This is a genomic window from Neglectibacter sp. CSJ-5 (assembly GCF_032490475.1).
GTDB lineage: Bacteria > Bacillota > Clostridia > Oscillospirales > Acutalibacteraceae > Hominenteromicrobium > Hominenteromicrobium mulieris.
The window spans coordinates 90,886-112,054 of the sequence record NZ_JAVYJC010000003.1; the positions used below are offsets into that span (position 1 = coordinate 90,886).

General features: G+C 52.2%; 17 protein-coding genes and 1 tRNA gene. 8 read left to right on the plus strand and 10 right to left on the minus strand.

Annotated elements, in window-relative coordinates; genetic code table 11:
• Positions 1-6: 6 nt before the first annotated feature.
• The 3 genes from R2K26_RS07200 to R2K26_RS07210 form a co-directional block, all read right to left on the minus strand.
• Positions 7-675: a hypothetical protein gene (locus R2K26_RS07200; RefSeq protein WP_316519397.1), complete on the minus strand. Its 669-nt coding sequence runs from the start codon at positions 673-675 to the stop codon at positions 7-9.
• Positions 676-823: 148 nt separating this feature from the next.
• A complete protein-coding gene (locus R2K26_RS07205; protein ID WP_308448925.1) occupies positions 824-1,171 on the minus strand; it encodes a four helix bundle protein in 348 nt (115 codons plus the stop codon).
• Positions 1,172-1,471: 300 nt separating this feature from the next.
• A tRNA-Gly gene (locus tag R2K26_RS07210) sits at positions 1,472-1,547 on the minus strand.
• A gap of 206 nt (positions 1,548-1,753) precedes the next feature.
• Between R2K26_RS07210 and R2K26_RS07215 the strand changes: the two genes are divergently transcribed.
• From R2K26_RS07215 to thiE, 4 genes are all read left to right on the plus strand, one after another.
• A complete protein-coding gene (locus tag R2K26_RS07215; protein ID WP_316519398.1) occupies positions 1,754-2,224 on the plus strand; it encodes a hypothetical protein in 471 nt (156 codons plus the stop codon).
• 342 nt (positions 2,225-2,566) lie between these two features.
• Positions 2,567-3,121: an energy coupling factor transporter S component ThiW gene (gene thiW / locus R2K26_RS07220; RefSeq protein WP_316519399.1), complete on the plus strand. Its 555-nt coding sequence runs from the start codon at positions 2,567-2,569 to the stop codon at positions 3,119-3,121.
• Positions 3,078-3,887 carry a hydroxyethylthiazole kinase gene (thiM, locus tag R2K26_RS07225; RefSeq protein ID WP_316519400.1) on the plus strand — a complete coding sequence of 270 codons (810 nt, stop codon included), beginning with the start codon at positions 3,078-3,080 and terminating at the stop codon, positions 3,885-3,887. Before thiW ends, thiM begins: the two co-directional genes overlap by 44 nt.
• 16 nt (positions 3,888-3,903) lie before the next feature.
• The gene (thiE, locus tag R2K26_RS07230) at positions 3,904-4,542 is read left to right on the plus strand and encodes a thiamine phosphate synthase (RefSeq protein WP_316519401.1); all 639 of its coding nucleotides are present in this window, start codon (positions 3,904-3,906) and stop codon (positions 4,540-4,542) included.
• A 301-nt stretch (positions 4,543-4,843) separates the two neighbouring features.
• On the opposite strand, the gene R2K26_RS07235 is transcribed toward thiE, so the two are convergent.
• A complete protein-coding gene (locus R2K26_RS07235; RefSeq protein ID WP_316519402.1) occupies positions 4,844-7,483 on the minus strand; it encodes a family 78 glycoside hydrolase catalytic domain in 2,640 nt (879 codons plus the stop codon).
• A 463-nt stretch (positions 7,484-7,946) separates the two neighbouring features.
• Here R2K26_RS07235 and R2K26_RS07240 point away from each other — a divergent pair, with 463 nt between their 5' ends.
• Positions 7,947-8,519, plus strand: a complete 573-nt coding sequence (locus R2K26_RS07240) for a manganese efflux pump MntP family protein (protein WP_316519403.1) — start codon at positions 7,947-7,949, stop codon at positions 8,517-8,519.
• A gap of 89 nt (positions 8,520-8,608) precedes the next feature.
• On the opposite strand, the gene R2K26_RS07245 is transcribed toward R2K26_RS07240, so the two are convergent.
• The 3 genes from R2K26_RS07245 to R2K26_RS07255 are packed head-to-tail and all read right to left on the minus strand — an operon-like array spanning position 8,609 to position 12,369.
• On the minus strand, positions 8,609-10,399 hold the full coding sequence (locus R2K26_RS07245) for a hypothetical protein (protein WP_316519404.1): 1,791 nt from the start codon (positions 10,397-10,399) through the stop codon (positions 8,609-8,611).
• Between the two features lie 59 nt (positions 10,400-10,458).
• Complete coding sequence (locus tag R2K26_RS07250; protein ID WP_316519405.1) at positions 10,459-11,385, minus strand: carbohydrate ABC transporter permease; 927 nt, start codon at positions 11,383-11,385, stop codon at positions 10,459-10,461.
• 15 nt (positions 11,386-11,400) lie between these two features.
• Complete coding sequence (locus tag R2K26_RS07255; RefSeq protein ID WP_316519406.1) at positions 11,401-12,369, minus strand: ABC transporter permease subunit; 969 nt, start codon at positions 12,367-12,369, stop codon at positions 11,401-11,403.
• Positions 12,370-12,914: 545 nt separating this feature from the next.
• Here R2K26_RS07255 and R2K26_RS07260 point away from each other — a divergent pair.
• Positions 12,915-13,562, plus strand: a complete 648-nt coding sequence (locus R2K26_RS07260) for an AraC family transcriptional regulator (protein ID WP_316519407.1) — start codon at positions 12,915-12,917, stop codon at positions 13,560-13,562.
• Positions 13,563-13,661: 99 nt separating this feature from the next.
• Here the strand turns inward: R2K26_RS07260 and thrS are convergent, their stop codons facing one another.
• A complete protein-coding gene (thrS, locus tag R2K26_RS07265; protein ID WP_316519408.1) occupies positions 13,662-15,596 on the minus strand; it encodes a threonine--tRNA ligase in 1,935 nt (644 codons plus the stop codon).
• A 434-nt stretch (positions 15,597-16,030) separates the two neighbouring features.
• Here thrS and R2K26_RS07270 point away from each other — a divergent pair, with 434 nt between their 5' ends.
• Complete coding sequence (locus R2K26_RS07270) at positions 16,031-16,270, plus strand: helix-turn-helix transcriptional regulator (RefSeq protein ID WP_316519409.1); 240 nt, start codon at positions 16,031-16,033, stop codon at positions 16,268-16,270.
• Between the two features lie 285 nt (positions 16,271-16,555).
• A complete protein-coding gene (rny, locus tag R2K26_RS07275) occupies positions 16,556-18,118 on the plus strand; it encodes a ribonuclease Y (RefSeq protein WP_316519410.1) in 1,563 nt (520 codons plus the stop codon).
• A gap of 303 nt (positions 18,119-18,421) precedes the next feature.
• On the opposite strand, the gene spo0A is transcribed toward rny, so the two are convergent.
• Together spo0A and spoIVB are read right to left on the minus strand one after the other, a co-directional pair.
• On the minus strand, positions 18,422-19,180 hold the full coding sequence (gene spo0A / locus R2K26_RS07280) for a sporulation transcription factor Spo0A (protein ID WP_316519411.1): 759 nt from the start codon (positions 19,178-19,180) through the stop codon (positions 18,422-18,424).
• 352 nt (positions 19,181-19,532) lie between these two features.
• The gene (gene spoIVB, locus R2K26_RS07285) at positions 19,533-20,654 is read right to left on the minus strand and encodes a SpoIVB peptidase (RefSeq protein WP_316519412.1); all 1,122 of its coding nucleotides are present in this window, start codon (positions 20,652-20,654) and stop codon (positions 19,533-19,535) included.
• Between the last annotated feature and the right edge of the window lie 515 nt (positions 20,655-21,169).

Here is a 21,169-nt window from a genome sequence, read left to right on the forward strand (position 1 = left end):
TTTATCCTACTCGGTTTCGTCCTCCCAGACGAAACGTACATATCGCTTTACCGCTTTAAATCCCTCGGGCAGCGTGTTTTCCACCGCAAAATCCGGCACGGTGGAATAGAGAAGCGGCAGATGGCATAATTCTGCGGCTTTTTTCGCAAACGGCACAGCATCAAGCACCGTTTGCATATCGGTCTGCACAGCGAGGTTTGAATTGTTCACGATTGCCGTCGCTTTCAGGTGCGATGCCGTTTCGATCTCCCGAAGGAGCGGAAGCGTTTCTTCCGGCTTTGTGGAAAGCACACGATACCGGTTTACAACGTACAGCATCTCGTACCCGGCAGTCTCGATCTGCCGATGCAGCTGCCCGAGCGCCGTAGCGCCCACGTCGTCACCGCCCGCATCGATAAAAATATCGGCGTTCTCCATATTAAAGATGGAGAAGATCTCCGGCGGCAGCACAGGGGTATCGAGCGTTGTGTTCGCGAACACCGGCGCGATGAGCTCCACGCCGAGCTTTTTGAGCAGCGCGGAATAATCCGACGAGCGGAAATACGGGTTCACGACGTCCATATCGACAACAACGCTGCGTCTGCCGCGCTGCGCCGCCTCTGCTGCCAAATTCAGCACGAGATTGGTCTTTCCGCAGCCGTAATGCCCGCAAATGACCGTAATGGAGCTTTTCATGCGCTCACCCTTTCTTCTATAAATAAAGCGGTCCGGTACTCATCATCATACCACCGGACCGCTAAAAAATCAACCTTTCCCGCCGACTTCACCGCTTTATTCATAAATTTTTGTAAGTCTTACAGAATGTGGGATTCGTGAAAATCTTTTAGGCTTTCGGTTCTTTGGCGGTGTTGATGGAAGAAATCAGCATTCTTCGGATGGTGCCGCATAAGGTATACAGCTCCCGCGCCGCCTCTCTACCCAAAATATCGGATTTCACAAATATCTCTATCCAATACTCCGTTTCATAACACTCTTTGAGCGCGATTTGCAGCTTTGCAATGAAGTCCGCTTTTCCGTGCGCATAGTTCGCTTCCCGAATATTCGCACCGATGGAAGTTGCGGAGCGTTCAAGCTGATTAACGATAGACCGATGCCCGTGGATCGTTTCCGTTAACTTTATCGCCTTGACCGCAAAGTCCGTCGATAAGTCGCGCAATTTGGATTCTGACACGCTATCACCTTCCTTTTTAGGAAAGTATAGCATAACTTCAGCGATGAGAAATATATTTAAAGGAAATTAGAAATTTTCAGAAGTTTTTTAGTGAAATATTTTGCTGATGCAAAATGTGAAATAATGCTAACGCATTGTGAAATTTGATGCCGGCATCAAGTGAAATGAAATAAATCCACGCACGCCCGCAGGCATTTCACACGCCATAGGCGTATTTCACGTGCGAAGCACATTTCACAAATCCGGCAGGATTTATTTCGTTGAAAAAAGACCTTTGTCAATTGACAAAGGTCTTTTTTCTGGAGCGGACGACGAGGCTCGAACTCGCTACCTCCACCTTGGCAAGGTGGCGCTCTACCAGATGAGCTACGTCCGCATTTCGGATTTCGTGTCACTTGTTTCGCAACGTGATCTATTATAACGGAGATGGCCCGATTTGTCAAGCCTATTTTTGAATTTTTTCCGACTTTTTTCGTAAATGCTTGCAATCCGTGAAAAAACTGCTATACTTTATGCAATGATTTTCGGCAGCACTGTGCGAATACGGAGCTGCTTTCTGTTATTTTAGAAGGAGTTATGTTTATGTATTGTAAAACCTGCCGTCAACCGCTGCCTCACGATGCCCGCCGCTGCCCAAACTGCGGCGCACCTGTTGAAAACACCGTTTTGCAAAGCGGCGCACGGGATTTCACCGCCGACTACGACCCGCGCGACATTCAGGAGAACCGCGGCTGGGGCATTCTTTCCTACTTCGGCTTTTTGGTACTCATCCCCATTTTCGCCGCGCGCAACTCGTATTTTGCGCGTTTCCACGCAAACCAGGGGCTTGTGCTGTTTCTTTTCTACACGTGCTATTCCGTGCTGACACGCATCATCACGAACATCTTAAACCTCACGCTCGGCTTTGTGCCGTTTATGCCGGGCATGATCTCCGCCGCGCTGCAATTTATCGGCATCATCTTCTTTGTGCTGATGATCCTCGGCATCGCAAACGCCGCTTCCGGCAAAGTAAAGGAGCTGCCGTTCATCGGCCGTATTCGCCTTTTGAAATAACCGTACATAGCAAAATTGCCCTGCGGGATTTTCTTTCGCAGGGTATTTTTATACGCGAATTTCGCAAAACCGTTGCGCACAAAGTCGATATATGCTATACTGCGTAAGGAAAAATTCAGCGTTCGGCGGATTTTAATCAAGCGGCAGCGCGGGGGAGCGCCCGATTTGCCGTGCCGGACTGCTTTCACATAGCGATGGGACTCCGTGTTTCGGATTGAGAGGAAGCAATTGAGCTTCGACCGCCCGGCCTGAATTTACATTCGGGCGCGCTTCGCTATGTGCATTTGGGCGCCTCTTTTAAATACGGGTCGGAAACGCTTATATTTAGAGAGGTACAAAAAAATGAAAAGAGAACACATTCTGAAAATGGTCATGCTTGCAATGCTCGTCGCCATCGGCGTCGTCATTTCGCCGATTTTGCGCGTGGAGGGCATGTGCCCCATGGCGCATCTCATCAACATTGTCTGCTCCGTTTTCCTCGGTCCATGGTATTCCCTGCTGTGCGCCACGCTTATCGGCATCATTCGTATGACGCTGATGGGCATTCCGCCGCTTGCCTTAACCGGCGCGGTGTTCGGCGCGTTTCTTTCCGGCGTATTTTACCGCTTTTCGGGCGGCAAGATCCTTTGCGCAGTGCTCGGCGAAGTGTTCGGCACCGGCGTCATCGGCGCGCTGGCTTCTTATCCGGTGATGACGTACATCGTCGGGCGCGAGGGGTTGACATGGGCTTTTTATATTCCGTCGTTCATCGGCGGCACGCTGATCGGCGGCTCCATTGCGTTCGTGTTCCTCATGGCGCTGCGCCGCAACGGACTGCTTGCAAAATTCCAGCATGATTTGGGGGCGAAGGTCTATGACACCACAGCTGCAAAACGCGCTGCTCAAAGCGCGAAATGATCTGCGCGAGACGGCGCCGCTCATCCACTGCATCACGAATCCGATTGCAATCAACGACTGTGCGAACGGGATTCTCGCCGTGGGCGGAAAGCCTATCATGGCGGAGCATCCCGACGAGGTGGAGGAAATCACGTGCATAGCGGGAGCGCTCGGCGTAAACATCGGCAACATCACAGACGCGCGCCGCACCTCCGTTTTGACGAGTGCCAAGGCGGCGAAAACGGTCGGTGTGCCGGTCTCTTTTGACGCGGTGGGCGTGACGTGCAGCTCCCTGCGCCGCGACCTGACGCACACGCTGCTGCGCGAGGCCTGCCCGGAAATTTTGAAGGGCAACGACGCGGAGATTCGCGCCATTGCGGGCGCGCATTTTGAAAGTCGCGGCATTGATGTTTTACGGACAAACACGGCGGAAACGATTGAAATTGCAAAAATGCTCGCCTCTACCCTGCACTGCGTGGTGCTCGTCACCGGCAAAACGGACATTATCACAAACGGCGAAACAACTGTGCTGTGCGGAAACGGCACACCACGCCTGTCGCTCGTCACCGGCACGGGCTGCATGGTACACGCGTTGTGCGCTTCATACAGTGCCGTGACGGATCCGTTTACGGCTGCGGTTTTGTCTGTTTCCACCATGGGCATTTGCGGCGAGCTGGCCGAACGGAAATCCGAGGGGCTCGGGTCGTTCCGCATCGCGCTTTTGGACGCACTCTCGCTGCTTTCGGACGATGATTACACGCGTTTATTAAAGCTGCGCGAAGTTTAAAAGAAGGAGTTTTTCTATGAAATTCGATCCTACCTTATACCTTGTGACCGACAGCACCGGCCGCACGGACGATGACTTTCTTTCCATCCTCGAAAGGGCACTCACGGGCGGTGTGACGCTGGTGCAGCTGCGCGAAAAAGAGCGCGGCGGCGGTGAATACCTGCGCCTTGCGCGCCTCACAAAAGCTGTTTGCGACCGCTACCGTGTGCCGCTTATCATCGACGACCGCGCGGACATCGCCATGGCGGCAGATGCGGCGGGCGTACACGTAGGTCAAAGTGATCTGCCCGTCTGTGAAGCGAGAAAGCTTTTAGGTGAAGATAAAATCGTCGGCGCAACGGCAAAAACCGTGGAGCAGGCGCAGAAAGCGTACCGCGAAGGCGCGGACTACCTCGGCACGGGCGCGATCTTCCCGACGACCACGAAGGTGAAAACCGTGCTGACGCCGGTTTCGCGCCTGAACGATGTCTGCCGCAGCGTTCCGATCCCGGTCGTGGCCATCGGCGGTTTAAATGCCGGGAACATGGATGTTTTGAATGGCAGTCCCATTGACGGCATAGCGGTTGTTTCGGCCATCATGAAGAGTGCGGATCCCGAAGCTGCCGCGCGGGAGCTTTTCGCGCGCGTGCGGGTGATTAAAGAGAATAACCGCTGAAAGTCATAGAATGCTACACTTTGTGCTGATTTCACAAATTGAAACGACATTTGGCGGTGAAATCTTTTCCGAAATGACACACGGTTTTTACGCGCGGTTTATTGACTCTGCGTTTTACCGGTAGTATGATAATGGTAGAAGCAAAATTCCCCATAATTTGCGTACAAGCCCCTTTTCATAAATCCACACCTTAAACGAAAAAATCACCGAGTTTTTCCTCGGTGATTTTTTCGTTATAAAGCGTCGGCAAAAAGATTTTTCGTTCTTTTTGCCGTCGCTCTCTGTTTATTCTTAAAAACTTTTACAGCGTAAACGTATACGTGCCCGCGGTGAGCGTCATTTCTTCCGTGGTACCGTCTTTTTTCGGCAGATAGACTTCCGCTTCGGCGTCAAACGGGATGACAACGGTGTACGTCACTTCGCCGTTATCCTCATACTGCCAGCCGGTTTCAAAGTAGCCTGCGGCGGTATTGACCATAGCTTTTGCCGCGCCGAGTCTTACATCGGGCTGCGGACGGATGACGGCCTTTTTATAACCGGGCACGTCCGGCACGGGGTTCAGGCCGCAGACGTTCTTATACACCCACTCGAACACCGCGCCGTAAGCGTAGTGGTTCATGGAGTTCATGCCGATGCCGCTGATCTTGCCGTCCGGATTGACAGAGTTCCAGCGCTCCCAGATCGTCGTGGCACCCATGTTGACCTCATACAGCCAGCCGGGATTTTCCTCGTTCAAAAGCAGCGTATAGGCTTCTGCATTCGCGCCGTTATCGGAGAGCGCGCGGCACAGCACAGGCGTGCCGAGGAAGCCGGTCTTCAGCTTGCCTTTATTCATCGCGAGCAGGCCGCGCAGGGTTTCGGTGATCTTCTCGCGTGCGAACTCCGGCGCAAGCCCAAACGAAAGCGAAATGGCGTTGCCGGTCTGCGTTGCGGCCGCGCATCTGCCGCCCGCGGTGTAAAACTCGCGGCGGATGGCGTCGAGAATTTCGTCTGCACGCTTTTTGTAGACGTCGTACTCGGTCGTTTTACCGAGCGCGCGTGCGGCGTTTGCAACGCACATGGTGCTCTTATAGTAGTAGGCGGAGCACAGGAACGTGATGTCCGTGCCGCCGAGAACAGACTCGGGATTGAAGCCGGATTCCGGGCCGTCCAGTGCGAGCCAATCGGCAAAGTGGAATTCGATGCCCGGCCACAGACGCGTTGCGCCGTGCGCTTCGTCGTAGCGGTAGATCCAATCTGCCCACAGCTTCATGCTCTCAAAGCCGTTTTCAAGCACGCTGATGTCGCCCGTTGCAATGTAGGTTTCCCAAGGGACGATGGCTGCGGCGTCTGCCCAGCCGCAGTGACCGCCGCCGTTTGCGAGCATTGGGTTTGCTTCGCCCGGCTTGCGGCCGATGAGCAGCGGGGCGACATCCGGCACCTTGCCGTCAAGGCGCTTCTGTTCCTCCAAAAGGTCTCGGATATACTTCGTATAGAACGCGCCGCAATCCATGTTGTAGTTCGCCGTGGGGCAGAACGCCTGCGCGTCGCCCGTCCAGCCCATGCGCTCGTCGCGCTGCGGGCAGTCGGTCGGCACGTCGAGGAAGTTATCGCGCTGGCTCCAGACAGAGTTCAAATACAGGCGGTTGACCTTCTCGTTTGCGGTCGTGATCTCGCCGGTCTGCTCGAGGTCGGAATAAAGTGCCCACGCCTGAATATCCGTGATGCCGGTGAGATCTGCCACGCCGGAGAATTTGATGTAGCGGAAGCCGTAGAAGGTCGCAATCGGTCGAATAAAGGCTTTTTTGCCCGTCGAAATATAGCGGTACTCGGAAAGTGCGGTGCGCAGGTTATCGCGGTAGAAGCAGTCATCCTGCAACAGCTCGCCGGTCTGCACGCGCAGCTCGACGCCTGCGGGCAGGTCGGCCATGAACGTGAACCAACCCGTAATGTTCTGGCCGAGGTCGAACACAAGCTCGTTTTTCGGCGTGGTGATCTGCTTCGGGGTGATAATATGCTTTGCTTTTACGGGCAGCGAGAGGCGCGCGGAAATTGCGCCGAGGTTCGTCGTGGTATTAAGCTTCACCGGCTGCCAATTTGCATAGGTGCAGGACGGCGCGCACCAGTTTTCGATTTCAAGGTTCGCATCGTAGCGCTCGCCGTCATAGATGTTGCCGAACGTCAGCGGGTTCGGAGCGCACTGCCAGTTTTCGTCCGTGACGATGACGGTCTCGCCCTGCGTGGTGGTGACGTGCAGCTCACCGAAGAGCAGGTATTCATCTGTGTACATGTTGCAGGGTTTTCCCGGGAAATTCGTTTCGTAATCGCCGACAACGCCGTCAAAGCCGAAGCGGCCTTTCGCCCAGCCGTTGCCCAAAATGGCGCCGATGACGTTTTCGCCGGTGTGAATGAGGTCGGTCACGTCGTAGGTCTGATACTGAATCCAGCTGTCGTAGGCGGTGCAGCCGGGGGCAAGGTACTCATCGTTCGCCTTTTCGCCGTTCAAATAGAGCTCGTAGATGCCGAGACCCGTGAAGTATGCGCGGGCAGAGAGAACTTCGCCGGTGATCTCAAACGCGCGGCGCATGTACGGGGCGGTGTCCGGCGCAAGGCACGGAGAAATACGCTGTGCCGTGAACGGCTCGTCGAGCTTTGCGGTCTCGAACCACGCGGTGTCGCTTGTGGACGTCTCACCGTTATCGCCCATGACGGTAACGCGCCAGAAGTAGCGCGTGCGAGGCTCGAGGGCAACCTCCACCGGTACACCGAGGGACGACGCGGTTTTGCACGCGCCGGTATCAAAGATAACGTCGGCAAAATCCTCCGTTTTGGAAACCTCCACGCGCGCCCAAAGCTGCTTTTTGGCTTCGGTATCCGTGACTGTCCACGAGACGTGCGGCGTTTTCAGATCAAAACCGAGCGGGTTGACGATACGGTTTGTTTTCATTCTCTGAATTTTCATGTTCCGTTCCTTTCTGTGCGTTTGCACATGCGGCTTTTTGCTTTGTATTCCGGCCGCATAAAGCTGCGGTGTTTTGTTCTGTTTCACAGAATATCAGATATGAAGATGAAAAACAAGGACTCAATTTCCGCAAAAATACGTCTTTATTTTTACTGATTTCACATGAGGATGTGGAAATAAAACAGTTTTCAAAATTCTTATAAGTTAGTCGTGACTTCAGCTTGACACAAGTCCATATTTGTGGTTTAATAGGCAAACAGGATTATCGGCGCCGCAAAGCGGCACTGCGATAAGGGAGTAGTCGGCGCGAAGCGCTGTATGGTCGACACACTTGAGGAAACTCACGGCTATGCATGAAATGACGAGACTTATCCGAAAGGCATCTCCGGCTTTTCGGGTGAGTCTTTTTTATTGCCCGCGCACGTATACTTTTATGACAAAACAACGGAAAACGGTGATTAAAATGAGCTTATGGGAACTCTTCATTCTGGCAGTTGGCCTTTCAATGGACGCATTTGCGGTTTCGGTATGTAAGGGGCTTTCGGTGAAAAAGCTGAAAGCGAAACACATGCTGACTGTGGGTGCCTATTTTGGCGGATTTCAGGCACTGATGCCTCTATTAGGGTACATTTTGGGTATACAGTTCCAGTCAATGATCCGGCAGTTCGACCACTGGATTGCGTTTGTGCTGCTGGTGCTGATCGGCCTGAGCATGATAAAGGAATCGCGCGAGGAAGCGGAGAACCTCAACGATTCGTTCAGCTTTAAGACGATGCTGCCGCTCGCGGTGGCGACGAGCATCGACGCGCTGGCGGTGGGCGTAACGTTCGCATTTTTGCAGGTCAACATCGTACCGGCCATCAGCTTTATCGGCGCAACGACGTTCATTCTTTCGGCGATCGGTATTCGCATCGGCAACATTTTCGGCGCGAAGTATAAATCGAAAGCAGAGCTTGTCGGCGGCATCGTGCTGATTTTGATGGGTGTGAAAATTTTGCTTGAGCATCTCGGCGTACCGGATATGATTTTCGGTTAAGAACCGGAAACAAGAAAGCGCCCCGCTTCCTTTTATGGAAAGCGGGGCGCTGTTTTGTTTTAATTTACGAACTAAAGTAACCCGTTAAATTACTTCTTTGCGTCGTAGTAATCCTGATATGCGGTGTAGCCCTGGAGCTCGATGTTCGATGCACGCTTATCGGTGTAGATCTTCTCAATGTCATGAACCTGATTGGACTCAGCAAAGTCTTTCAGATCCTGAACGAGCTTATCGAACGTTGCGTCGTCGGAAGCCATGATGATCTGCGGGATACGCATCTTGCACTCATCGGTGATGGACTGTCTTGCCATACCGAGGTCATCGGTCGGATCGATCTCAAGAGAGAGGCCGGTGTTTTCGTCGGTCAGGAACTTCTGGCCGGGGATTGCCGGATGGATGGAATCTTCCGGAGTGAAGACGTGATCCTGAATGGAGATAACCCAGCTTCTGGATTCTTCCGGCTGCTGCTCGTTAACTGCATACTTCGTCAAGTCAACGTTGTCGGAGTGAGCCGGCTGAGACCAGAACCAGCAACCTGCTGCGTTCTTTTCGTCAGAGGTAAGCTCTTCTTCCGGCTTCTTGAGGATCGGGTTGCCCTCGTCGTCCTTGCCTTCCCAGAGGCCGCCCTCAGGACCGTACATCATGTTGATGGAGCCGTCCTTCGTGAGCATCCAAGTATAGAGGTCAAAGATACGCTGCGGGTTTTCAGCCTTTGTGGTGATGCAGTTGACGTTCCAACCAACTGTGCCGCCTTCTTCGCCATATACCCAATCTACGCCTTCAGCTGCCGGGTAAATCGGAGAATCCTTAAGCTCCCAACCGAGGAGATCGTAGGTGTTGCCGTCTTTCTCCTGAAGGAGGGTACGGAAGTGTGTGGTATCGTCCTGAGAGAAGTCATAGTAGGTAACAGCTGCACGGCCGTTCGCGAGCTTCTCTGTGAACTGATCGTTGCTGTCGGTGTACGTGGTCTCCGGGAAGAGGCCTTCCTTATACCACTGGTTAGCAATCTTCAGAGCTGCAACATAGTTGTCGTCATAGACAGCAAGCTTAACGTCGTTATCCGCCTGAGACCAGTACGTATCAATAAGGTTCGGGTTGCCGTAGGAACGATAAATAGCGGAAACGGTGTAGAAGCCGTTATCGTCCTGTCTCGGGAGCCACGGGAAGATGCTCTGGTCGTCGGAAGTCTTAACGCCCTTTTCCTTAGCATCCAGCATGAACTGATGCAGGTCTTCAAGGGTCTTGAGTTCCGGGGAACCGAGCTGCTCATAAACGTCGTGGTTGACCATCCAGCTCATGTTACCGCCGGTAGCGCCCTTACGAGCCCAGTTCGGGATACCATAGAGACCGCCGTTAACGGACAGCAGCTTCTGGGTGGATTCGAGGATGTCCTCATCAAAGGAGCAGCCTTCATACTTCAAGGTGTTGACATCGACGAGCTTACCGAGGTTGATGAGCTTCAGCCAGTTCGCGTTACGGTCGAGGATGATAACATCCGGCAGGTCGTCGGAGGAGATCATCAGGTTCAGTTTGGAATCCGCATCAGCTTCCGGGCAGGAATAGTTGACCGTGATGTTGAACTTATCGTTCATGTACTTCGATGCAGCGTCTTCGCCCCAGGGCTTAACGGAACCCTGATAGCTGTAATATGCATCAAATTCGTAGTGCTCGGTGGTGTCGTCCGGGCCGGAGGAACCGGTTACCTCGGAGCTTGCGTCACCGCCGTCTGTGGATTCCGCTGCGGAAGATTCCGTTTTGGAAGATGTGCTGCTGCCAGACGTGGAAGAGTTTCCGCCGCCGCCGCAGCCGGCTACTGTCAGAATCATGGATGCTGCCATGACTGCTGCCAGAGCCTTCAAGAGAGAGTTTTTGGACTTCATACTTTGCCTCCTTAAAGAATGCTTCGTCAATACACCTGCATTGACAATTTATTTTATGATTAGCCCTTAACGGAACCGATCATAATGCCTTTTACGAAGTAGCGCTGCAGGAACGGATAAACGATGATGATCGGAATGATCGTAACAAACATCGTAGCCATTGTGATGGAGCGCACGTTGGTCTGCTTGCCCTTCAAAGCGTTGCCGTCGATGGTGACGCCCATGCCCGCAGAGGACATCTGTTCTGCGAACTTCGCTTCGTTGACGATTGCGAGAAGGACGTTCTGCATCGGCTTCAGGTAATCCTGCGTAATGTACAGGTTTGCCTGGAACCAGTCGTTCCAATGCTGCACACCGAAGTACAGGGCGATCGTCGCGATGATCGGTGTGGAGAGCGGGAAGTAAATTTTAAAGAAGATGGTTATGTAGTTTGCGCCGTCGATGAGGGCAGATTCTTCAAGCGCTTCCGGCAGAGACTGGAAGTAGCTGCGCATGAGGATCATGTTCCACAGGTTGACGAGTGCCGGGATGATGTACACGAGGAAGTTGTTCTTGAGACCGAGACTGAGGATCAAGAAGTAGGTCGGCATAAGGCCGCCGCCGAAGTACATCGGGATAAGACACAGCATTGCGTAAACTTTTTTGCCTACGAGGTTCGTTCTGGAAATTGCGAACGCCAGCATACCGGTAATGAGCACGCCGCCGACCGTACCGATGACGGTACGTGCGATGGTGATGAAGTACGCCATCCAGATCTTCTGGTTTGTGAAAACCAGCTCGTAGTTTCTCCACGTAAACTTACGCGGATAGATGGTCAAACCACCAAGGGTGGTATCGTTGGAATCGTTCAAGGAAATCGCAAGGGAATTCAGGAACGGGTACAGCGTAAGGACAAGAACCAGAACGATGGTGACGATCATGATGATATCGATCACGTAGTCGCTGGCCACGCGCTTGGCGCGGATTTTGTTTGGATTTTTTGCCATCTCTCTGTTCCCCCCTTAGAAAAGCTGTGCTTCGCCGAATTTACCTGCTACGTAGTTGGAACCAAGGAGCAGTGCGAAGTTGACGATGGACTTAAAGAGACCGGCCGCTGCTGCAAAGGAGAAACGACCCTGGCTGACACCCAAACGATAAATGAAGGTATCGAGCACGTCTGCGTATTCTTTCAACATGGAGTTGCCCATCTGCTTGGTGAGCATCATGATCTGGTCGAAGTTTGCATTCAGGATGCCGCCGACCTGGAAGATGAACATCAGAATGATGGTCGGTTTGATGGACTTAATTGTGATATGCCACATCTTCTGTGCGCGCGTTGCGCCGTCGATATCAGCCGCTTCATACATATCCTGGCTGATGCTCGTGATAGCGGAGATGAAGATGATCGCGTTCCAGCCAAGCTCCTTCCAGATATCCGTGCACAATGTAATGCCCCAGAAGTACTTGCCTTCGGTGAAGAAGCCGACCGGTTCTTTAACGAGGCCGATCCACATGAGGAACTCATTGATGGCGCCGCCGTCGGTGGACATGAGGTCGAACATCAACGTTGCACATACAACCCAAGAGATGAAGTGCGGCAGGTAGCTGACGGTCTGAACCGTTTTTTTCAGCGGCTGGAAATTCATTTCGTTCAGCAGCACTGCGAAGAGAATCGGCAGCGGGAAGCCAATGAACATCTTAAGGGCGCTGATGACCAGCGTGTTGCGCATGGCCAGTCCGAAGTACTTATCGGCGAACATGGTCTGGAAGTGTTTGAAGCCTACCCACTGGCTGAAGCCCGGGAAATCACCGAGCTGGAAATCCTGGAAGCCCATAACCACGCCGTACATCGGTACGTAGCTGAACAAGAGGACTAAGAGGATGCCGGGAACTAACAATATCTGCAGATCCCACTGGGCAAGCATTCTGGAAAAGACGTTCTTTTTGCGTAAGACCGTCTTTCCACTCGCTTGTGCTTGTTTCAATCTCATCACGCTCCATTTCCACAAAAGATGGAAAATTTTTTACAAAAAGCAGAACTCAAAGCCTGCTTAAAGTCAAAATTTTTTTGAAACCGACTGCCTTTTGCAGCTTTACGGTTTTCTCGTCGAAAGCCCTGAACGATGTTCGGACGGTTTCCAAATTTGTCTAAATCTCCGCAACAGTTCCGTTAAGAACTGTTCACATTATACACATGCCTTCGTAACAGTTCAAGGACAAATTGCGCAAAGCATATTGACAAATTATGCAAACCGTGTACAATATAGGTACAAAAGGTAAATTTTATGGTGAAGTTGGTGGGCATATGTTACAAGACACTATCTTAGACACACAAAAATGCGAGCATGAAACCGCATCCATTTTGAACAATTTTACTATAGCCTTCGGAAAGGTGCATTGGGGCTTCCCGGATCTTGAAATATTCGACAGTTTATTTGAAGATCAGCAGTTCTTGCTGCTGCTCTGCACAGAGGGCAAGGCAAAGGTCGAGTTGAATCATCACATTTCGAATATGCTTCCGGGAGGACTTATTTGCGTGCGCAAAAGCGACGCTTTCCACTTTGCGGAATGTGAAATGCACGATATGCAGTTTTTGTGGCTGCCCTTTACCTTTAAGCGCATTTGTGAATGCTCCTGTGCCGATGCGGCGGTGCTGAACGATTTTCTTTGTGGAAAATTGAGCGCTGTTGGTTATGATGAACAACTTGTCGATTACAGCATGTTCTTGAAAAAGCGCATTTGCGGCGGCAAGCGTTGCTGCCTTGAGCCGGTGCTCTCCGGCTTTATATTAGATTGTATATTCGCCTTGGCGCAAAACCGTGAGGCGCTTTCTGACCGCGAGAAGCTTGTGGCCTATTTAAAAGAGCATGCAAAGGATAAAATCAGCGTGCCGGAGCTTGCAAAGATGATGTCCGTTTCCGAGCGCTCGCTTTTCTATTTCTTTAAGAAGAATTTCCAGACCTCGCCGACCGATTTCATCAACTGTGTGCGCATGAACGCCGCCGCAGAGCACATTCGCCGCGGGTTATCCGTGAAAGAAGTGACCGAAATGTACCACTTTTCGGAATCTTCTGCGTTCTGCCGGTTATTTAAGAAGCACTTCGGCATCACGCCGACGGAATACCGCCAGCTCGCGGAAAAAGAGCAGCTGAAAATCGTCTCGCAGGACAAGCTGAAGGATTAACCGTATATCTTTCACGCGATCCATAGATAACAAAACACCGCCCGTTCGGAAAAGCTCCGAGCGGACGGTGTTCTTTATCTTCTATTATATTGTATTCGATCAGTCAATGACCTTGTTGTCGCGATCCGGAACAATCTTTGCGAGGAACTGCTCTACGGTCATGGCGCCGAGGTCGCCCTCTTTGCGCTTGCGGATAGAGATGGTGTTGTTTTCGATGTCCTTATCGCCGACAACAACCATGTACGGCACCTTTTCAAGCTGTGCTTCGCGAATCTTGTAGCCAATCTTCTCGCTGCGGTCGTCAACCTCGCAGCGGAAGCCCTTGTCTTCCAGCTGCTTCTTGACTTCATAGAGATAGTCGAGGTGGCGGTCTGCGATGGGCAGCAGCTTCACCTGTACCGGGGCGAGCCACAGCGGGAACGCGCCTGCATACTTTTCGATGAGCAACGCGAGGGTACGCTCGTAGCAGCCGATGGAGGTACGGTGAATGATGCACGGAGTCTTCTGCTTGCCGTCCTTATCGGTGTAGACCATACCGAACTGCTTGGCAAGCATCTGGTCAATCTGAATGGTGATAAGCGTATCTTCCTTGCCGTACACGTTCTTAATCTGGATATCGAGCTTCGGGCCGTAGAACGCAGCTTCGCCGATGCCGACCTCGTACGGAATCTCGAGGTGGTTGAGGATGCGCTCCATGAGGCCCTGTGCCTCGTTCCACTGCTCTTCCGTACCGATATACTTTGCGCGGTCATTCGGATCCCATTTCGAGAAGCGGTAGGAAACGTCCTCATACAGACCGAGTGTCTTCAGCATGAAGATTGCAAGCTCCAAGCTCTTTCTGAACTCGTCTTCCAGCTGCTCCGGTGTGCACATGAGGTGGCCTTCGGAAATGGTGAACTGGCGCACACGGATCAGGCCGTGCATCTCGCCGCTTGCTTCATTACGGAACAGTGTGGAGGTCTCGTTGTAGCGCAGCGGCAGGTCGCGGTAGGAACGCTTGCGGTTTAAATAAGCCTGATACTGGAACGGGCAGGTCATCGGGCGCAGGGCGAAGACTTCCTTGTCCTTCTCCTCGTCGCCGAGCACGAACATGCCATCCTTATAATGATCCCAGTGGCCGGAAATCTTGTACAGGTCGCTCTTTGCCATGAACGGGGTCTTTGTCAACAGCCAGCCGCGGCGCTGCTCCTCGTCCTCGACGAAGCGCTGCAGAAGCTGAACGATGCGTGCGCCCTTCGGCAGCAGGATCGGCAAGCCCTGACCGATGACGTCGCTTGTGGTGAAAAGCTCCAGCTCACGGCCGAGCTTGTTGTGGTCGCGCTTCTTGGCTTCCTCCAGCATGGTGAGGTGCTCTTCCAGCAAGCTCTGCTTCGGGAACGCGATGCCGTAGAGACGCTGCAGCATCTTATTGTTTGCATCGCCGCGCCAGTAAGCGCCTGTGATGGAGGTAAGCTTTACAGCCTTGACATTGCCGGTGCGCATGAGGTGCGGGCCTGCGCAGAGGTCTGTGAAATCGCCCTGCTTATAGAAGGAGATGTGCTCGCCCTCGGCAGCGTGCTCACGGATGAGCTCCTCTTTATAGTCCTGACCCTTCATGAGCTCCAGTGCTTCCGCGACCGGCAGCTCGAAGCGTTCAATCTCGATGTCTTCCTTGATGATCTTCTTCATCTCGGCTTCGATCTTTGCGAGGTCGTCGTTGGTGATGGCCTGCGGCAGCTCCATATCATAATAGAAGCCGTTATCCACAGCCGGGCCGATGGCGAACTTTGTGCCCGGGTACAGACGGTTTACCGCCTGCGCCATGATGTGGGACGCGGTGTGCCAATATGCCTTTTTGCCTTCTTTATCGTCAAACGTCAAAATCTCTACCTTGCAATCTTCGTTGAGCACGGTGCGCAGGTCGCACACCTCGCCGTTCACTTTTGCGGCACATGCGGACTTATAAAGACCCATGCCGATGCTTTTTGCGACTTCCGCTACGGAAACGCCGCTTTCAAATTCCTTTTCGCTGCCCTTCAGGTCAACCTTGATCATGATTCTCAATCCTTTCCTAATTCTATGATAAAATAAAAAGCCCCGGGATCCCTCACCGGGATCTCGGGGCGACACTGCGCGGTTCCACCCGAGTTCCTGCGTGTTAAAACACATTTGTGTTAACACACAGCTCGTTCTTCCGCCTTAACGCGGCAGCAACGTCCGCCTTTTCGGTAAACCGTTCGGCGGCGGCTCAAAGGTGGTATTTCGGTTTCGCTTTCCGCGGTGCTTTCAGCCGGTGGCAACCGCTCTCTTTTGAAAAGACCTGAACCCGAACTTCCTTATCAAAGCCCTTTTCTTGTCCCCATACTATCACCGTTTTTCTGAAATGTCAACACCCAAGAAAAGAGTTTTTCACATAAATTCTTCATTGTCTATTATCGTAGACAATGAAATGTCTATTTACGCATACAATTTTTGTAGAGGTGATACACTTGCTTTGGGAAAACAACATTGTGGGTCAAACGATACGGTCTGTGCGCAAAGCGAAAGGCATGTCGCAAGAGGTTTTAAGCGGCTTTGCGGGCATCGCGCGCACGCATTTGACGATGATCGAGCGCGGGACAAAGCAGGCGAATTTCTCGACGATATGCAAGATTGCGGAAGCGTTTGATATGCGCCCCAGCGAGCTTGTCCGCAAAATGGAAGAAGCGGAAGAAAAGCGGGATAAATAGACCCGCAGAAAAAATTTTTCTTCTTAAAAGCAAAAAAATCGGCTTATATACTGGGCTCTTGTATAAAACAGAAAGAAACCGTAACTATTTCTTAAATTCTTTGGTTGACATATGCAAGGAAAAGAGATAAAATTGTACATGGAGTGTTTTACACTTTTTAAGTCAGCCGTGTTCCGAGCAGTTTATGCGGCTGCTTTTTGTGTGGAGCCTTCACAGGGAATAACGCACCCTGCATAACCTAATTTAGTAATTGAATATCGAAAACCTTAGCGAAGGAGGTGCCCAATGCCACAAGTACCAATTTGGCTGTGTATTCTGATCGCAGTGTTGGCAGCCGCCGTGTGCGGTGCTGTCGCTTTCTTTGCGGGTGTGAATCATCGAAAAAGAGAAGCGGAAGCTGCCATCGGTTCGGCAGAAGACGAAGCCAAGCGGATCATCAGCAACGCGATCAAAACGGCTGCCGCAAAGAAAAAGGAAGCCGTGCTCGAGGGCAAGGACGAAATTCATCGTCTGCGCAACGAGTCCGAACGCGAGATGAATGACCGCAGAAAAGAAATTCAGCGCCAGGAGCGCCGCGTTTCCCAGAAGGAAGAATCTTTGGATAAAAAGATGGAAAATCTGGAATCCAAAGAAAACGCGGTCGAAAATAAGATGCGCAAGGCGGAGGAACGCCTGAAAGAGGCAGAATCCGTTAAGAAAAGTCAGATCGACATGTTGGAGAGGATCTCTTCCTTTACCGTGGACCAGGCAAAAGAGTATTTGCTCAAGTTACTTGAGGATGATCTTGTGCATGAAAAGGCCATTAAAGTAATGGAGTATGAACAGCAGACGAAGGAAGAATGCGACAAGCTGGCAAGAGAGATCATTTCGGTCGCCATTCAGCGCTGCGCGGCGGATCACGTATCCGAAGCCGCCATCAGCGTCGTTCCGCTGCCCAACGATGAAATGAAGGGCAGAATCATCGGCCGCGAAGGCCGCAACATCCGCGCCATTGAACAGCTTACCGGCGTGGATCTCATCATCGATGACACACCTGAAGCCATTACGCTTTCGAGCTTTGAGCCCGTAAGACGTGAAGTGGCAAGAATCGCCCTTGAAAAGCTGATCTCGGATGGCAGAATCCACCCGACCAGAATTGAGGAGACGATTGAGAAAGCCCGCCGCGAAGTGGATGCGACCATTAAAGCCGAGGGCGAACGCGCCGTGCTTGCTGCCGGCGTAAACGGCATTCACCATGAGCTTGTTAAGCTGCTTGGTCGGCTGCGTTACCGCACCAGCTATGGACAGAATGTCCTCAACCACTCTCTGGAAGTTTCTTACCTTGCCGGTATGATGGCTTCCGAACTGGGTCTTGACCCCACCATTGCAAGAAGAGCAGGTTTGCTGCACGATATCGGCAAAGCGCTCGACCACGAGATTGAAGGCTCCCATGTGGAGATCGGCGTGGATGTTGCAAGAAAGTACAAGGAAAGCGAAGCCGTTATTCACGCAATTGCCGCACACCACGGCGACATTGAAGCGAAAACGGTTATTGCCTGCCTGGTGCAGGCAGCCGATGCCATCTCGGCAGCACGCCCCGGCGCGCGCCGCGAGAACATCGAAAACTATATCAAACGTCTCGAAAAGCTCGAGGCCGTGGCTGCATCGTTTGACGGTGTGGATCGCTGCTACGCCATTCAGGCCGGCCGCGAGATCCGCGTCATGGTAAAGCCCGAAGTGATCAACGATGAGAAAATGACGCTGCTCGCCCGCGACATCTGCAAGAAGATTGAGGAAGACCTCGAATATCCGGGTCAGATTAAGGTCAACATGATCCGTGAAAGCAGAGCGGTCGATTTCGCGAAATAACATAGTTCGTCACAACGCTCAACCGAATCACAAGCAAAGCCCTCCGGGAGGAATCTCGGAGGGCTTTTGTTATGTAAAACCGCGCGTCGGTGGGTTCTCCCCCACCTCGGCACGCGATTTTGCTGTAAAAAAAGCAACACCTCTTACCCTGCCGACAAGATCAAGCATAAACGCTCGGATTTTCGGTGCTACGGTCAAAAGGTGTTGCTTTGCAAAATGCAGTTTTAATTGTGTACTGAAATTTGTGTTAGCTTTGATAAATGGGGTGCACGAAATATGTGTAAAAAATTCACATTTTGTCGATTAAGACGCATTGTCCATCTGCAAACACAGTTTATCGGAAATCATGGCGATGAACTCGCTGTTCGTGGGCTTGCCCCGCGTATTGTGAATGGTGTAACCGAAATACGAATTCAACACATCCACATCACCGCGATCCCAAGCGACTTCGATCGCATGGCGAATGGCGCGTTCCACACGGGAGCTCGTGGTCTCGTACTGCTTTGCTACACTCGGATACAGCTGTTTTGTCACCGCATTGATAATCTCCGGGTCTTCGATGGCCATGATGATGGAATCTCGAAGATAGTGGTATCCCTTAATGTGGGCCGGCACGCCGATCTGGTGCAGGATCTCCGTGACCTGAATGCGCAGGTCGCTGCGGCTGGTGCCGTTTGACGGATGCTGTGCCGCACCGGCCAACGTAAAGATGCGGTCGATGATCTCGGTTTTGCTGAACGGCTGGATGGCGTAATAATCTGCGCCGGCCTCCATGATCTGCCGCTCCAAAGTGTTTGAGGAATGCGCTGCCGTGATGATAAACACCGGCTTTGGCAGTCCCTCGGCTTTCACAGCGTGCATAACGCCCAGCGCATCCACGCCCGCCATAAAGAGATCCATTACAACCACATCCGGTTTTTCATCCCGTATTTTGGTCAGTAGCGCTGTTCCGTTCCTGGTTACGGTCACAACCTGTGCACCCCGCGAAGCCAATGCGTCGGTGTTTTCACGGCTCCATTCGCCGTCATCCGCACAAATGATGACCTTTATTTGCTTTTCCATGGCTTACCTCCTGCGTGATTTAAATTGTGAACAAATTTTACCATATCATACACGCTATTTCAAGAGGGTAAATGAAATTTCTTTAATTTATTTGTTTCCTAACAAAAATATGCATCTTGATTTTGTTAGCTTTCATCATGTTTTCGGTTGATACACTTCTAATTTCGACAAAAATCAGCAGATAATCAAATATTTTTATTACAGCCAATATCCTGGCGAGTTTCTTACCAAAAAGATGTATGAAACAGAACGGAAACCGATTCTGTAAGATTGTGTCATACCTTCTGTGAGAAACATGGCAATGCGGCGCGAAAAAGGGACGCGTGCGCCGCAGCCCACCGTCCCCCTCGTCTTAATTTTCGTTCAGGTTTTCGAGCATCGTTTCGGCAAAAATGCCATAGCCGCGCGTAGCATCATCTACGAAAACGTGCGTCACCGCACCGACCAGCTTACCGTCCTGCAAAATGGGGCAACCGCTCATGCCCTGCACAATGCCGCCGGTACGTGCAAGCAGCTCCGGGTCGGTCACGTGCAGCACAAGGGTACGTGTTTCCTGCTTGCCGTCTGTGCTGACGCGCTCAAGCTCCGCATCAAACAGCCGCATACCCTCATCGTCGATCGTGGCGGCGATCTGTACGGCACCTGTATGCACATTTCCGCGCGGCAGCACCTCTACGGTCTCGCCCTCGTGCGGTGCGGAGAGTTTGCCGTAAAGCCCAAGCTCCGTGTTCTGCGTCAGCGTGCCAAGGCTCTTGCCGCCCGTAAAATACCCGCGCAGGCGGCCCGGCCGGCCGCTGCTGCCGCGCTCGATGCCGCAGACGGAAACGGCAGCCGGCTCGCCGCTGCGGATCTCCAAAACATTGCGCGTGTCGGCATCGCAAATGCCGTGGCCGAGCGCGCCGAACGCTTTGCCGTCTTCGGTGTAAAACGTCACGGTGCCGATGCCCGCAGCGCTGTCCCGTACCCACATGCCCGCTTTGTACGAGCCCTCGCACAAAACGGAAGTAACCTGCGCCGTGAACGTTTCCGTGCCGCGCCGCAGCGTGAGCGTGTTCGTTTCGTTTTCGGAAAGCACAGCGGAAAGCGCAGCGTTCGTCTCTACATTATTGCCGTTTACGGAAAGGATATAATCGCCGGGCTGAATGCCGGCTTCGCGTGCAGGGCATTTTAAGCCACCGTCTGCATAAATTTCCGAAAGTGCGGCAACAATAACGCCGTCCGAAAAAAGTTTTATGCCGAAAACATCGCCGCCAAGCTGCACGGTGCGCACCGTTTCTGTCTTTGCCGTGATATGGGAAGCGGAAACGGCGTGCGCCGTTGCGTTTTCCGGCAGCGGCAGGCCGATGAGCCCGCACACGGAAAGCATCAGTAAAGCCGCCGTGCCCACGCTTGCCGCAAATGTGCGGATGCTCTCAAAAAGCGAGATGTCGCGTCGTTTTGGGGCGTGCGGTTGCGGTTCATTTTCAAAATTCAAGCCTTCTCATCTCCTTGCAGAAAAATTCAGAAAGCTCAAACGAGCCTTCTGTTTTTACTTTTCCACGCGGAGAGAAAAGTATTTGCGGCAATTAAAAACACCTTTGCACAACGAAGGAAATCGTTACGCAAAGGCGATCGTTTTTGGTCTGCCGCACTGCCGGGCTCGCAGCACCCGGCAGAGGACAGTGGAGTAAAAAAATAGGGGTAATATCGGAAGAAACGAACTGTTCCCGATTTTGGCTCCGCGTAAACGCTGTGGGGAAGCAGCGCCCGGCTATCGACCCGGTGCGGAACGTTTTAAAGAAATGAAGGAAGTAAAAAATGAAGAAGTTTGTAACTCATTCGGTTCTCTCTTGTTCCTCCTGAGTACATTACGTAGTATAGAGGAAGAATATGAAAATGAAATTGATATTTCGTGAAAAAAGGAGGAAGTTTTTTTGAAAAACATGTGAACAAAAAAGGCCGCATACTCCACAAATTTTGATTGACTTTCGGCGGAAAAGCTGTTATACT